The organism is Janthinobacterium sp. PC23-8, from assembly GCF_002250505.1.
In the GTDB taxonomy this organism is placed as follows: domain Bacteria; phylum Pseudomonadota; class Gammaproteobacteria; order Burkholderiales; family Burkholderiaceae_D; genus Janthinobacterium.
Genome location: NZ_NJGY01000001.1, coordinates 344,528 through 358,097, shown reverse-complemented (window position 1 = coordinate 358,097; position 13,570 = coordinate 344,528). Strand labels below are relative to the sequence as shown.

13 protein-coding genes are annotated in these 13,570 nt (G+C 62.6%); 7 read left to right on the top strand and 6 right to left on the bottom strand.

Translation table 11 applies throughout. The features are described 5' to 3' along the window. Positions 1–4: 4 nt before the first annotated feature. From CD932_RS01600 to CD932_RS01590, 3 genes are all read right to left on the bottom strand, one after another. Positions 5–997: an EDSAP-1 family PEP-CTERM protein gene (locus tag CD932_RS01600; RefSeq protein ID WP_094441107.1), complete on the bottom strand. Its 993-nt coding sequence runs from the start codon at positions 995–997 to the stop codon at positions 5–7. A gap of 128 nt (positions 998–1,125) precedes the next feature. Further along, entirely contained in the window at positions 1,126–2,106 is a 981-nt protein-coding gene (locus tag CD932_RS01595) for an EDSAP-1 family PEP-CTERM protein (protein WP_094441106.1), read from the bottom strand. A 199-nt stretch (positions 2,107–2,305) separates the two neighbouring features. Beyond that, positions 2,306–3,520 (bottom strand): glycosyltransferase, encoded by a 1,215-nt coding sequence (locus CD932_RS01590; RefSeq protein ID WP_094441105.1) that lies wholly within the window; start codon positions 3,518–3,520, stop codon positions 2,306–2,308. A gap of 118 nt (positions 3,521–3,638) precedes the next feature. On the opposite strand from CD932_RS01590, the gene CD932_RS28645 reads away from it, so the two are divergent. From CD932_RS28645 to CD932_RS01580, 4 genes are all read left to right on the top strand, one after another. Beyond that, positions 3,639–3,812, top strand: a complete 174-nt coding sequence (locus CD932_RS28645; protein ID WP_176460844.1) for a hypothetical protein — start codon at positions 3,639–3,641, stop codon at positions 3,810–3,812. A gap of 191 nt (positions 3,813–4,003) precedes the next feature. Next, entirely contained in the window at positions 4,004–4,141 is a 138-nt protein-coding gene (locus CD932_RS28640; protein WP_176460843.1) for a hypothetical protein, read from the top strand. 129 nt (positions 4,142–4,270) lie between these two features. Continuing rightward, positions 4,271–4,639, top strand: coding sequence for a hypothetical protein (locus CD932_RS01585; protein WP_094441104.1), 369 nt, complete (start codon positions 4,271–4,273; stop codon positions 4,637–4,639). Between the two features lie 83 nt (positions 4,640–4,722). After that, entirely contained in the window at positions 4,723–5,181 is a 459-nt protein-coding gene (locus CD932_RS01580) for an acyl-CoA thioesterase (RefSeq protein ID WP_094443387.1), read from the top strand. Positions 5,182–5,262: 81 nt separating this feature from the next. Here CD932_RS01580 and CD932_RS01575 read toward each other — a convergent pair whose 3' ends face one another. After that, positions 5,263–6,669, bottom strand: a complete 1,407-nt coding sequence (locus tag CD932_RS01575) for a DEAD/DEAH box helicase (RefSeq protein ID WP_094441103.1) — start codon at positions 6,667–6,669, stop codon at positions 5,263–5,265. 521 nt (positions 6,670–7,190) lie between these two features. Further along, the gene (locus CD932_RS01570; protein WP_094441102.1) at positions 7,191–8,603 is read right to left on the bottom strand and encodes a transglycosylase SLT domain-containing protein; all 1,413 of its coding nucleotides are present in this window, start codon (positions 8,601–8,603) and stop codon (positions 7,191–7,193) included. A 318-nt stretch (positions 8,604–8,921) separates the two neighbouring features. Between CD932_RS01570 and CD932_RS01565 the strand changes: the two genes are divergently transcribed. Both CD932_RS01565 and CD932_RS01560 read left to right on the top strand, forming a co-directional pair. Beyond that, positions 8,922–9,494, top strand: a complete 573-nt coding sequence (locus CD932_RS01565; protein WP_094441101.1) for a DUF1415 domain-containing protein — start codon at positions 8,922–8,924, stop codon at positions 9,492–9,494. 1 nt (position 9,495) lies between these two features. Beyond that, the gene (locus CD932_RS01560) at positions 9,496–9,696 is read left to right on the top strand and encodes a DUF1289 domain-containing protein (protein WP_094441100.1); all 201 of its coding nucleotides are present in this window, start codon (positions 9,496–9,498) and stop codon (positions 9,694–9,696) included. A gap of 7 nt (positions 9,697–9,703) precedes the next feature. Here the strand turns inward: CD932_RS01560 and CD932_RS01555 are convergent, their stop codons facing one another. Further along, positions 9,704–10,210, bottom strand: coding sequence for a DUF1993 family protein (locus tag CD932_RS01555; RefSeq protein ID WP_094441099.1), 507 nt, complete (start codon positions 10,208–10,210; stop codon positions 9,704–9,706). Between the two features lie 226 nt (positions 10,211–10,436). Here CD932_RS01555 and CD932_RS01550 point away from each other — a divergent pair, with 226 nt between their 5' ends. Next, a complete protein-coding gene (locus CD932_RS01550; protein ID WP_094441098.1) occupies positions 10,437–13,553 on the top strand; it encodes an EAL domain-containing protein in 3,117 nt (1,038 codons plus the stop codon). The last annotated feature ends 17 nt before the right edge of the window (positions 13,554–13,570 follow it).

Here is a 13,570-nt window from a genome sequence, read left to right as displayed (position 1 = left end):
CAAGTCAGCGCCCGCTGCGTCGCAGGCACAGGCCCAGCAAGCCCAGTACCAGCAGGGCCAGGGTGCCCGGCTCGCTTACTGGCACCACGCGCGGCACGATGGTCAGATCGGCGCTGTTGACCGTATTTAAGGTCAGGGCGTAGTTGCCGGCCACCAGGTTGTTGCTCAGCGCTGTATAGGCGCCGCCGCAACTGGTGCCGCTGCCGGTGCCTGCGGGCGCGCCGCAGCCGAGCGGGTCGTAGGTGAGCATCTTGCCGGCCGTAAGGGTATTGGCCGCATAGCTGATATTGAGGTCGGCCGCGTCGGCCAGTTCGGTGCCGCCTGAAATGCCGGAGCCGACCTTGCCATCGGGCGACCAGTTGAAGACGTTTTGTCCCAGCGCATTGGTGATGGTAAAGTTGACCGACATATTGCTGCTCGACGCCGAGCCGGGCCCGGCCAGCGTATCGAGATAGGCCTGCATGAAGGGGGCGGCCAGGAAGTTGAACAGGATGGTGGCGCCCGGCGCGCCGACCACCAGGTTGACCGACAGGCCGGTGTTCGAACCATTGCGTCCCGAGGCATCGGCGCTGCCCGTATCGAACAGAAAGGCTTCGGCGGCGTTGACGGAGTGGGTGCTGGTCGCGCCCGGCGGGAAGGGAGGAATCTGCGAGGTGATGATTTGCGCGTCGCCGCGCGAATACGAGGCATTGCCCAGCCCTTGCTGGGTAAAATTGTTTTGCGCCTTGCTCACCGCGCCCAGTGCCGATTGCGGCGCATCGACAAAACCATTGCCGCCACGGATGATGCTGCCGCCGTTGAGGGTGGCCGTCGAGCGCGAGATATCGGTATTGCCTGCCACCGAAATGCTGCCGGTGGGGTTGGAGATGGTCAGGCCGAAAATACTGTTGTACGAGTAGGCGTAGGCCGAGGCGTGTGCGCCACCGCTGGCGCCTGCCATCAACAATGCCGTCAGGCTCAGGGCGGTGGAGAGGGGCGTACGGAAAAACAGTGTCATGGAAGATCCTTGGTCTGTTGCCCGCTCAAGGGCCCATGCGTCTGTAAAAAATGCCGACAAGGTGGCATGGCCTGTGCTGCAACCGAAAAGGGCGGGAGCTCCCCCGCCCTTGATTGCCGCTGTCGAGCTCAGACAGTGATTTTGCGGCGGCTGGCGTAGCCCAGGCCGGCCAGGCCCAGGCCCAGCAAGGCCAGCGTGCCCGGTTCCGGCACGGCCGTCACTTTCACCAGGTCCACGCTTTCCACCGCGTTCAGGGTCAGGGTGTAGCTGCCTGCCGCCAGGGTGTTGGTCAGGGCCGAGAAAGTACCGCCGCAAGCGGTGCCGATGCCGGTGCCGGCCGGTGCGCCGCAACCGGTGGGGTCATAGGTGAACAGATTGCCCCGGGTCAGGAAGTTGGTCGACAGGTTGGTGTTCAGGTTGGCCGCATCGGCCGACTCCGTACCGCCCGAGATGCCGGAACCGACCGCGCCGTCCGGCGCCCAGTTGAACACGGTGGCGCCGGTCGCATCGGTGATGCTGAAGGTCACCACCAGGTTGGCCGTCGACGACGAGCCCAGCGCCACGTCGTTGTTCAGGAACACTTGCATGAAGGGATTGGCCAGGAAGTTGAAGGCCAGTGTGGCCGTGGGCGAGCCGACCACGAAGACAACGGAAAAGCCGGTGGTCGAACCGTTGCGGCCCGAGGCGTCGGCGGTGCCGGCCGTGTCGAGGTGGGCCTCGGCCACGTTGACGGCCTGGGTGCTGGTCGCGCCAGCGGGGAAGGGCGGGAACTGCGTGCTGACGATCTGTGCGTCGCCACGCGCGTAGGTGCCGGTCGGGCCTTGCTGCGAGAAGTCGTTCTGGCCCTTGGTCACGGCGCCGACGGCCGATTGCGGCGAGTCGAGTTGGCCGGAGCCGCCATTGATGACGCTCACGCCGTTCAGGGTGGAGGTGCTGCGCGAAATATTGGTGGAGCTGGCGACAGTGACGACACCGGTCGGATTGCTGATGGTCAGGCCGAAGATGTTGTCGTACGAGTAGCCATAAGCGCCTGCCTGCGCGCCGCCGGCCGCGCACAGCATGGCCAGCGCCGCAGCGGCGGGGAGCAGTTTCAGTTGAGATAGTTTCATTTGGGTTACCTCACAGCATGGAGTGGTGAAAGGGAAGTCGGGTTTGAGTCCTGCAGTCAGGTGCTCACGGCCATTCCAAAGCGACTTCCATGCCAAGCGGGGACTTTGCTTGTAAATCAAGCACTTGCGGGATTGTTGTTGACGTTTGGCAGGGATTGCGCGGTCGGCTGTAAAAAATGCCGACGCCCTGCCGGCAGCCTCAGGCGAGCAGGGCCTGCATGCGTTCCTGCAGGCGTGCATGTGGCGAGTAGTCCTGGAATACAGCCGCCAGTTGCCGTGCCGCCTGCTGCGCCGGGCGATCGCCGAGCAGGCGCGTGACGGCCTGGCGCAAGACGTCGTCGTTGTATCGGTCGGCGCGCAGCAATTGGCCGGCGCCTGCGGCAACGATGCCGTGCATGTTGAGGAACTGGTCGAGATTGCCGGCGATGCCGATGACGGGCACGCCCGCAACCAAAGCCTGCTGGCTGGTGGGGCTGCCGCCATTGCAGATCACCAGGCTGGCGCGGCGTGCGGCCGCGTCGCCAGGCAGGAAGGGTGTGACATGGGCGTTCGGCGGCACGCTGTCCAGTTCAATGGTGCCGGCCGTGGCGGCCAGCACGGTGACGGGCAAGGTCGACAGCGCATGCAGCACGCGCGGCAGCAACTGCGACTGGCCGGAACTGCCCAGGGTGACGTAAATCAGGGGCCGCCCCTGGTCCTGGCGCAGTTCCGGCAGTTGCCACCAGGACGGCAAGTCCATCGGCGGCGCCCAGACGATGGCGCCCAGGTAGCCGTGATGGGCCGGCATGGCCTGCGGTGGAAACAGTTGCGGGATATCGGCATACAGGGTCTGGTCGGCATCGGTATAGATACGGCGCAAGTCGCCACCGAGCGAAGGCAGGCCATGGCGGCGGCGCACGCGGTTCATGGGGACGGCATGGCTGGCAAAGGCCAGCGGGCGTATCAGGCGGAACAGGGGATCGGCCAGCCAGATCGGCAGCATGCGCGTGAGCGGCAGGCTGGGCACCGTGTAGTGCTGGCGCACATGGGGGCTCCAGTAGGCATTGCTGACAGTGATGTAGGGGATGGCGCGCAGGCGCGCGCTGACCGACAGCGACAAACGAAAGTCGCCGATCACCAGATCGGGCCGCACCGCGTCGAACAGGCGCAGGTCGTCTTCGACATAGGCTTGCAAGGTGGCTTCGTCATACACGGGCTTGCCTTGTGCCAGGGCATGCAGGAATTGCCGCGATGGGATGCTGTGGATGCGCCAGCGCTGGAAAGGGGTGCCCTGAAAGCAGAAATCATAGCCATCGGTGCACGCAAAATGCACCTCGTACAGGGTATCGTCCAGTCCTTGCGCCAAGGTCAGCGGACGACCGACATGGGCCAGGGTGACGGCCTCGGCGACAAAGAGAATTTTCTGGCGATGCATCGGTGCTCCGTTTCCCGGCATGCATGGTTGGAGCCGGCTGCTACGGATTAGTTCCCGCACCGCTTTGCGCGCCAGGATTTTCCGGCCTGCGTTACAGTGGTGGCCAAGGAGGAACACCATGGACGCTTTGAACCCACATGCCGGTTTGCATGCCCACAGTACCCCGGAGCCGGACAACGTTCCGCCACCGGAAGGCGATCCGGTGACGCCGCCGCCGGAAAAAATGCCCGACGTCGACCCGGTGCCGATTGAAGAGCCGACGCCGGCGCAGCCCCCCGTCAAGATGCACTGACGGTTGGCCAGGCAGCGCATGGCGCCGGCGGCGTCACGCACTGCCTGTGCGTCGCGCCAATAAAACAACAAAATTGCGCGATGTGCTCGTGCGCACACACAAACCTGCGGCGAACTGCCGTGCGTCACGCAGGCGTCACGATTCTGTTCTTATAATGAGACATCACCATCAATCCAGACCAGGAGACGATCATGGGCAATTCTCTGCATAACAAAATTTATCTGGGCCGTCGCCCTGTGCTGGACAGCAAAAGCTTGCTGGCGCTGGCCCTGACGGGCGCCGTGGCCGGTTGCGGCCTGGCCTGGCTGTTGCTGCGTAACTTCAGATAAATGCCGTCTTGAGGTCATTTCAACGGGCCGGGCGCAGCGCGCGCGGCGATGGAATCACCTTGCCTGTTGCCGATGCGCAGCGGGGCGCGTACCATGGGGGCCGAACACCTGGCCTTTTATGGAAATGCAATGAAGAACGAGAAATTAACAACCGATGAATATGACGCGCTGGAGCAGGTTGCACGCGGCATCAAGACCGAGCGCCCGAGCGCTTGCGTTGCCCGCAATGCCAAGCGCCTGTCCGGCCTGAAGCTGCTCAGCTATGCCAGGGATGGCCGTTTGTCGATCACTGACAAAGCGCAACAACTGCTGTTCCTGCGCCGCTGCATCATGGGATTGCGCGCCGTGGCCGCCGACCCGATGACCAGGCTTGACACCGACGTGGCCTATTTCCTGGGCAAGAAAGCCCATATCGTGGCACGCCCCGAAGGCGAGGGCCACGATATTTCCGACAAGGGCCGCGACTCGCTGGCCGACATCGATACCTTGGGCTTGTAAAGCCTGCCACCGGCCCCTGGGGCCGGTTTTCATTTCCCCCATTACTTTTATCTTCCCCCTTGGAGAACACTTTGGACAGCGCGATGAACTGGTCGGCCCACGAACTGACGATGACGGTCCTGATGACGCCCGATATGGCCAATTTTTCAGGCAACGTACACGGCGGCACCATTTTGAAATATCTCGACAGCGTCGCCTATGCCTGCGCCAGCCGCTATTCGGGCAGCTATGTGGTGACCCTGTCGGTTGACCAGGTGATGTTCCTGCAGCCGATCCACGTGGGCGAACTGGTGACTTTCCTCGCCTCGATCAATTACACGGGCACCACCTCGATGGAAGTGGGCATCCGCGTGGTGACGGAAAACATCCAGCAGCGCCTGGTGCGCCATGCCAACAGCTGCTATTTCACCATGGTGGCCGTCGACGCCAACCGCAAGCCGGTGGCCGTGCCGCCGTTGGTGCTGGAGACGCAAGAGCAGAAGGTGCGCTTCGAGCAGGCCAAGCTGCGCAAGCTGTCGCGCCAGAAAGTATCCAGGAAATAATCTGCCGCACAATAAAAAAACGGCCACCAGAGCGATCTGGTGGCCGTTTTCTATGACCCGCTAGCTAAGAGCGATCCGTGATTAACGGTCGCCGTAGCTGCGGCGCGCGCCGTCGGTGCTGCGCGGGTTGGAACCCTTGTAGCCGCCGCCGGTGCTTGGTGCGCCATCTTTGCGTGGCGCGCCTGGTTTGCTGAACGTGCGTTGGCCCGGCTTGGCGGCAGTGCGATTGTCGCCTGGTTTCCAGCCGCCTGGACGTGCGCTCGAACGTGGTGCCGAGGCGGTTTTCTTCGGCTCGAAGCCTTCGATCACATTGACCGGGATCAATTGCTTGGTAAAGCGTTCGATACGCTTGACGTTCATGCCTTCAGCGTGGTTCACCAGCGAGATGGCCAGGCCGTTGCGGCCAGCGCGGCCGGTACGGCCGATGCGGTGGACGTAATCTTCCGGGAACTTCGGCAGGTCGTAGTTGAACACGTGGGTAATCGTCGGCACGTCGATGCCGCGGGCGGCAACGTCGGTGGCAACCAGTACCTTGACCTGGCCGCGGCGCATGCCGTCCAGGGTGCGGTTACGCGCGCCCTGGTGCATGTCGCCGTGCAAGGCGGCAGCCGAGAAGCCGGCGATGTTCAGACGGTCGGCGATGGTGTCGGCGTCACGCTTGGTCGCGGTAAATACCACGGCCTGGTCCAGCGTTTCGTCGCGCAGCAGGTGGTCCAGCAGGCGATTCTTGTGCGACAGGTCGTCGACGAAGTGCACGCGCTGGGTGATGTTTTCGTGCTTGTTCGACGAACCGGCGATCTGGATGACCAGCGGGTTTTTCGTGATGCGGCGCGCCATGTTGCCGACCACACCGTCCAGGGTGGCCGAGAACAGCATGGTCTGGCGGCCTTCCGGCGTGGCTTCGACGATTTTTTCGATGTCGTCGATAAAGCCCATGTCCAGCATGCGGTCGGCTTCGTCCAGCACCAGGATTTCCAGTTGCGAGAAGTCGATCTTGCCCGAATCCATGTGGTCGATCAGACGGCCTGGGGTCGCCACCAGAATTTCCGGGTTCTTGGCCAGCAATTGCATCTGTTTCGGGTAAGGCATGCCGCCCAGGATCGACACCGCCTTGATGCGGCGGATGCCGGTGCTGTACTTGTCGGTGTTGGTGGTCACCTGCAGGGCCAGTTCGCGGGTCGGGGTCAGCACCAGCATTTTGGGCTGGGCAGCCTTGAAGCGTGGACGCTCGCCGCGGGCGCGCGAGGCTTGCATTTCCTGGTTCGGCGTCTTGCCGGCGGCGTTTTGTTCGGCGCTGGCCAGTTTGTGCAGCGACGGCAGCATGAATGCTGCGGTCTTGCCCGAACCGGTCTGCGACGAGACCAGCAGGTCACGGCCTTCGATCGCCGCAGGAATCGCTTGCAACTGTACCGCGGTTGGCGCGGTGTAGCCCGATTCGGTCAGAGCGGAGATGATGGACGGATGCAGGCCTAAGGATTCAAATGTCATTCTTTTTCTTTCGTGAAAATCAGCGTTCTTGCAAAAAGCAGAACGCAAAATAGCAACGCCAACCAAAACGAAATGACTCGACTAAAAAGAAATTTCGGCACAAAAGCTTTGCGCCGGGACGGTGTCAGGTGCGACACACAAGGCGGGAGGGCTTTAATAAGCGGCATCCTGAGGATGCGCTAAGGCTTGCGAAGCTGCTAAATTTATTGTGCATCTTGCTGCGGCAGAAAGCATATTGCAGCGCACAACGACACTATACCGTATTTTCCACGGTTTTGCACGTTCTAAATGGTTTTGCTTGCGGCAAGCAGCAGATTGTGTCATTTCCATCGCCGTATCCTGGCGATATTGACCTGCCTGCTCGCCTGTGCGAAGTCGACCAGGTTGCCTTCCGGCGCCAGGCGGCCCGGCTGTCCCGGGCCCGTCATGGCGACTGCCTGGACTGGGTAGGCAAGGAAAAACCGGCCGCGACAGCGAGGCTGTGGCGGCCGGTGAAGTTCAGCGCTGGGTCAGGACGTCGGTCAGTGGCGTGCCTTGGCACGGCTGTTGCCGCCACCGCGCTGGATGCGCGGCTTGACCAGCGAGATCGGCGCGGCTTGCACCTTGCCGCCCTTGACGGCGCGGCGCGCATTCTTCAACGCGCGTTCCGGACGGTCCGCTTCGAACAGCATGGTGGCGTTGTCGGCGATTTCCTGGGTAATGTTCATGTTCATGGTGGCCGAGGTTTTCGGTACCAGGATGGTCGAGCCGGCGCGCAGGCGCATGCTTTGCGGAATATTATTGGCCTGGCGCAGCACATCGGCCGTGGTACCGAATTTCGACGCCAGCGTTTCGATGCGTTCGCGCGCATTGGTGATCTTGTGCGTGGTCCAGCTCGAAAGTGCATGGCCCCATTGCGCCAGGTTGGTGGTGAACTTGGCGGCGTTTTCCTGCGGCAGCAAAATCTTGGTCTTTTCACCGCCGATGATGACGGGGCGGTTGAATTGCGGGTTCAGGGCCTTGAATTCGTCGGTCGACAGCTCGGCCAGCTGGGCGGCCACCGTGATGTCGATATCGCTGGTCTTGTCGATGGCGGTGAAATAAGGCTGGTTCTCGACCACCGGCAGGGTCAGGCCATACTGGGCCGGATTGGCGATAATGTTCTTCACCGCCTGCAGCTTGGGCACGTAGTTGCGCGTTTCGGCCGGCATCAGGTCGGCCAGGCTTTCAAAGTCGGTCGGCTTGCCCAGCGACTGGTTTTTCTTGATGGCGCGCTGCACCGAGCCTTCGCCCCAGTTGTAGGCGGCCAGTGCCAGTTGCCAGTCGCCAAACATGTCATACAGGCGCTGCAGGTAGGTGAGCGCCGCATCGGTCGAGGCCAGCACGCCGCGGCGCTCGTCCTTGAACATGTTCTGCTTGAGGTTGAAATCGCGTCCGGTGGCCGGCACGAATTGCCACAGGCCGGCCGCGCTGGCGCTGGAGAAGGCCTGCGGGTTGAAGGCCGATTCGATAAACGGCAGCAAGGCCAGTTCGGTCGGCATGCCGCGCTTTTCCAGTTCCTGCACTACATAGTAGATGTAGCGCGAGGCGCGCGCCGTGGTGCGGGCCAGATGGTCGGGGCGGGTGGCGTACCAGTTGACGTGGTTGGCAACGAGCTGGTTGTTCAGGTCGGGGATTGCATAGCCGCTGCGGATGCGGCCCCAGACATCGGCTTCGCGCAGCGGATCGGAACTGTCGCTGAGATTTTTCATCAGGCGGTCGGTCTTTTGCAGGCGATTGTCGAGTGTCGGGAGCTTTGCCGTGACCTGGGCGGTCATCGGGATCAAGGCCGGCGTGGTGGCGGCGACTGGCGCGTTATCGCTCTCAACACCGGCGTCGTACGCCTGGCTCAGCGCTGGCGCCAGGGCCAGGACCAATGCCGCCAGTGCGGTCGATTTAAAGGAGTTTTCGTGCATAGTGTTCCATTGTTGTCGTCGAGGAAACATCGGACTGAGCCATGAGCAAGCAGCGAGTGTACGTATATCCACATGCCGGAGTCAAGAATTATGTCAGCCTGATGACAGCGAAACGGGTAGTTTCCATTCGCAAATAATGCAATTATTGCCAATAAAATTTGCCCAATAGCGTGTTCGACCGCTGTTATAGCATAGTTGCGTCAGGGCCTGGCGCAAGCGTGACGGCCCTCAAGTATGAGACTGCGCAAAGAGTGCGTACAATTTGGCTTTGCCCGGCCGGTGCAAAGCCGGTCACCCATTGATAGAGAGTCTGCGCTTATGAATACCCCGCCACGCCACGACGACGACCACGCCGTCATTATCGCCAACACCGTCGACTGGCTGGAAAAGGCTGTGATCGGCCTGAACCTCTGCCCGTTCGCCAAGGCCGTGCATGTGAAGAAACAGATCCGCTACGTGGTGTGCGACGCCAGCAATCCGGAAGATTTGCTGGCGATGCTGATGGACGAGCTGCAAACCCTGGCCGATACCAGTGCCGAGCAGATCGACACGACCCTGCTGATCCATCCGTACACACTGAACGATTTCCTCGACTACAACGAGTTCCTCGATGTGGTCGACGCCGCCGTGGAAGACATGCACCTGGCGGGCGAGTTGCAGGTGGCCAGTTTCCACCCGCACTACCAGTTTGCCGAAACGTTCGAGGACGATATCAGCAACTTCACCAACCGCTCGCCCTATCCGACCCTGCACCTGCTGCGCGAGGACAGCATCGAGCGCGCCGTGGAAGCGTTCCCGGAAGCGTCCGAGATTTTCGACAAGAATATCGCCACCCTGGAAAAGCTCGGTCTCGAAGGCTGGGAAAAGCTCGGCATCGCGAAGGTGTCTTGAGATGGCCGGGAATTTGGCTCAGTTGCCCGAGCGCCCCGACACGCCCTGCGTGGCCGTCTGTTCCACCACCTTTGACGAAATCTGCCGCGGCTGCGGCCGCAGCGTGGTGGAAGTGGCGCACTGGGTGTCGATGACGCCGGAACAGAAGGAAGTCGTGTGGGTCAGGATATTGGCGCAGGGCTACCCGCGCCGCAATACCTGAGCCGGTATCAATAGCTGCCGATGAAATCCTTCTTGCCCACTTCCACGCCGTTATGGCGCAGGATGTCGTAAGCGGTGGTCGCATGGAAGAAGAAGTGCGGCAGCGCGTAGTGGAACAGATAGGTCTGGCCCGTGAAGTGCTTGGACTTTTCGCCGCTGCCGGTGGTGATGGCGCGCGTTTCGCTGCCGTCGATGTCCGCTGGCGGCAGGCTTTCCAGGAAGGCGATGGTTTTCACGATGCGCGCCTTCAGTTCGGCAAAGCTCTGTTCGGTATCTTCATACGGTGGCACGGCCACGCCGGCCAGGCGCGCGCCGCAGCCCTTGGCGAAGTCGGTGGCGATCTGGATCTGGCGCACGAAGGGCAGCATGTCCGGGAACAAGCGGAACTGCAGCAGCGCGTTCGGATCGATTTTCTTGTCTTGCGCATGCGTTTCGGCCTTGTCCAGGATGGCGGCCAGGCTGCCCAGGATTTGCTTGAAAACAGGAATCGATGCGGAATGGATGGAGAAGGTCATGGTGGTTCCTCTAGGTAAAGTGGGGCGATGATAGCAAGGTGCAGCCTTTTCTGCTGGGCCGTGCGGTTTCCGGCACATATTCCCACAGCGCCAGCCGGTAGAGATGACTTTGCCCGCTTTTTCCATGCATAATTGCCGTTGAATAATTTCTCCCGCCGTTCGCTTCCCGTAACCTTCCGCTACTATCCGATGATCGCTCGCATGACTTACCAAGGCCCGTGCCTGCATGGCTAATTTTCCGTATCGCCGCTGGCTGGCCAGCCTGCGCACCCTGTATGGTTCCTCGATCTATGGCGCCTTGCTGCTGGTGGTGCTGGGCGGACTGGTGATCCCGGCCCTGATCGGCAGCTATCTGCTGGTCGGCGTGCATGAGCGCCAGTCGGCGCGCACCAGTCTCAACGAAGCGCTGCAGCGCAATGCCGACATCCTGGCGCTGGGCCTGCAGGAGTCGCTGTGGAACATGAATGCCGAATCGGCGCAGTCGCTGGTCGAATCGGTGATGCGCGACCGCGCCGTGCTGCTGGTGCGGGTGGTCGGCCAGGGCGATACCGAATTCATGCGCCTGCAGGCGCCGCAGCGCCCGGTCGGCAATGTCTACCGCGCCGAGCGCAATATTGCCGTGCGCGGCGAACGCATCGGCCATGTGGTGGTTGAAATGGACGATGCGCGCAGCCAGCAGGAGCTGCGCGAAAAGCAGATCGCCTATGTGTTCGTGCTGGGCGCGCAACTGGCCGTGTCGATGGCGCTGATCGTGCTGTTCATGAACCGCCGGCTGCTGGGGCCGCTGCGCCGCCTGATGCGCTTTTCCGACCGCCTGTCGCATGGCGACTTCGATACGCGCCTGGAGGCGGGCGGCAATGACGAGCTGGGCCGGCTGGCCGCGCAGCTCGAGCAGATGCGCGCCGCCATCGGCCAGCTGTTCGAAGACATCGGCCAGCGCGAAGAGCGCTTTCGCACCATCGTCACGCAGGTACCGGGCGCCGTGTTCCGCTACCGGCCGGACGGCGCCATCGATTTCGTCAGCGACGCCATCGAAGACATCGCCGGCTACACGGCGGCGCAACTGATGCGCGGCACCACCCATGCCTGGGTCGACCTGATCTGCCCGGAAGAGCGCCGCATGCACCGCCACGCTGTCAGGGAGGCGGTCGGCGAGATGCGGCCGTATGCGCTGGAATACCGCATCGTCGATGCCAGCGGCACCGAGCGCTGGGTAGCCGAAAATGGCCAGCCGCAGGCCGGCCCTGACGGCCTGTTGTGGGTCGACGGCATCATTGCCGACATCAGCCAGCGCAAGCACCATGAAATGCGCATCGAGGCGCTGCTGACCGAGCAAAGCGCGATACTCGACAATGTGATGTTCGGCGTGATGTTCGTGCGCCGCCGCCGCATCGTTTCCGTCAACCGCCGCTGCGAAGAGCTGTTCGGCTACGATCATGGCGGCATGACGGGCAGTTCGACGGCCATCGTGTTCCCCTCCCGGTATGAGTTCGAAAAGGCGGGCGAGCGCCAGTACCCGGCCATGTCGGCGGGCGGCGACTTCAGCGAGGAGCGCCATTATCGGCGCCGGGACGGCAGCCGCTTCTGGGCGCTGGTGAGCGGCTGCGCGCTCGATCCGCTGCATCCGGCCGAAGGCAGCATCTGGGTGTATGCCGACATCACCGCGCGCAAGGAGGCCGAGGAAAAGCTGCGCCTGTCGGCCACCGTGCTCGAACATATCGCCGACGCCGTGATGGTGGTCGATATCGAGGGCGTGATCGTCGCCGTCAATCCTGCTTTCACGCAAATCACCGGCTATGCCGAGGCCGAGGCGGTCGGCAGGCACTCGTCGCTGACGCGTTCCGAACGCCATGACCCGGCGTTTTACCAGGCCATGCGCGATGAACTGATCGCCTCCGGCTTCTGGCGCGGCGAGCTGTGGCGCCGGCGCAAGAATGGCGAGATCTACCTCGAATGGCTGACCCTGAGCGCGGTGCGCGACACCAACGCGCTGGCCACCCATTACGTGGGCGTCTCGCGCGACATCACCGAGGTCAAGCGGGCGCAGGAAAAGCTCGACCACCTGGCCCATCACGATCCGCTCACGGCGCTGCCGAACCGCCTGCTGTTCCACGACCGCCTGCAGCACGCCTTGCTGCGCGCCGCGCGCCGCGCCGAACAGCTGGCGATCCTGTTTATCGACCTCGACCGCTTCAAGAACGTCAACGACACGCTGGGCCACCATATCGGCGACGAATTGCTGCAGCAGGTGGCGGCGCAGTTGTCGGCGCGGCTGCGCGAAGGCGATACCCTGGCGCGCCTGGGCGGCGACGAATTTATCGTGCTGCTGGAAAATGTCGACGGCCAGTACGGCGCGACCCAGGTGGCGGAAAAACTGGTCGGCATGTTCGAGCAGCCCTTCCTGGTGGCCAGCCACGAATTGTTCGTCACCTGCAGCGTGGGCGTGAGCCTGTACCCGGACGATGCGCAGGACCTGAACATGTTGATCCGCAATGCCGACGTGGCGATGTACCAGGCCAAGGCGCGCGGGCGCAACGGCTACCGCTTCTATGCGCCGTCGATGACGGGCGAGGGCATCGAAAAGCTGCGCCTGGAAACTTTCTTGCGCCGCTCGATCGAAAAGAACGAGATTTTCCTGAACTACCAGCCGCAGGTGGAGATCGACACGGGCCGCCTGATCGGCGTCGAGGCCCTGGTGCGCTGGAACCATCCCGAGCTGGGCCTGGTCGCGCCGGCCCGCTTCATTCCCCTGGCCGAAGACAGCGGCTATATCAACCAGCTGGGCAAATGGGTGCTCGACGAAGCGTGCCGCCAGATGATGCGCTGGCAGGCGCAGGGCCTGCACGTGCCGAAGATGGCGGTGAACCTGTCGGTCAAACAGTTCGAACGCGGCAGCATGGCCGGCATGGTGGCCGACATCCTGCGCGAAACCGGCCTCGAACCACAGCGGCTGCAGCTGGAAGTGACGGAATCGGTGATCATGAACACGGGCGATGCGCTCGGCTTCATCAACGACCTGCACGCCATCGGCGTGGGCCTGGCCATCGACGACTTCGGCACCGGCTACTCCTCGCTGGCCTACCTGAAGCAGTTGCCGGTGCAGACCCTGAAAATCGACCGCTCCTTCATCAAGGACATCGCGCGCGACGCCAACGACGAAGCCATCGCGATCGCCATCATCGAACTGGGCAAGAGCATGCATCTGTCGGTGATCGCCGAAGGCGTGGAAACGCAGGAGCAGGCCGCCTTCCTGCTGCGCCATGGCTGCCGCCTGGCGCAAGGCTATTTTTATAGCCGTCCGGTGCTGGCGCAGGATATAGTCGAGCGCTGGCGCGACAACTAAAACTGACTGGACAATCC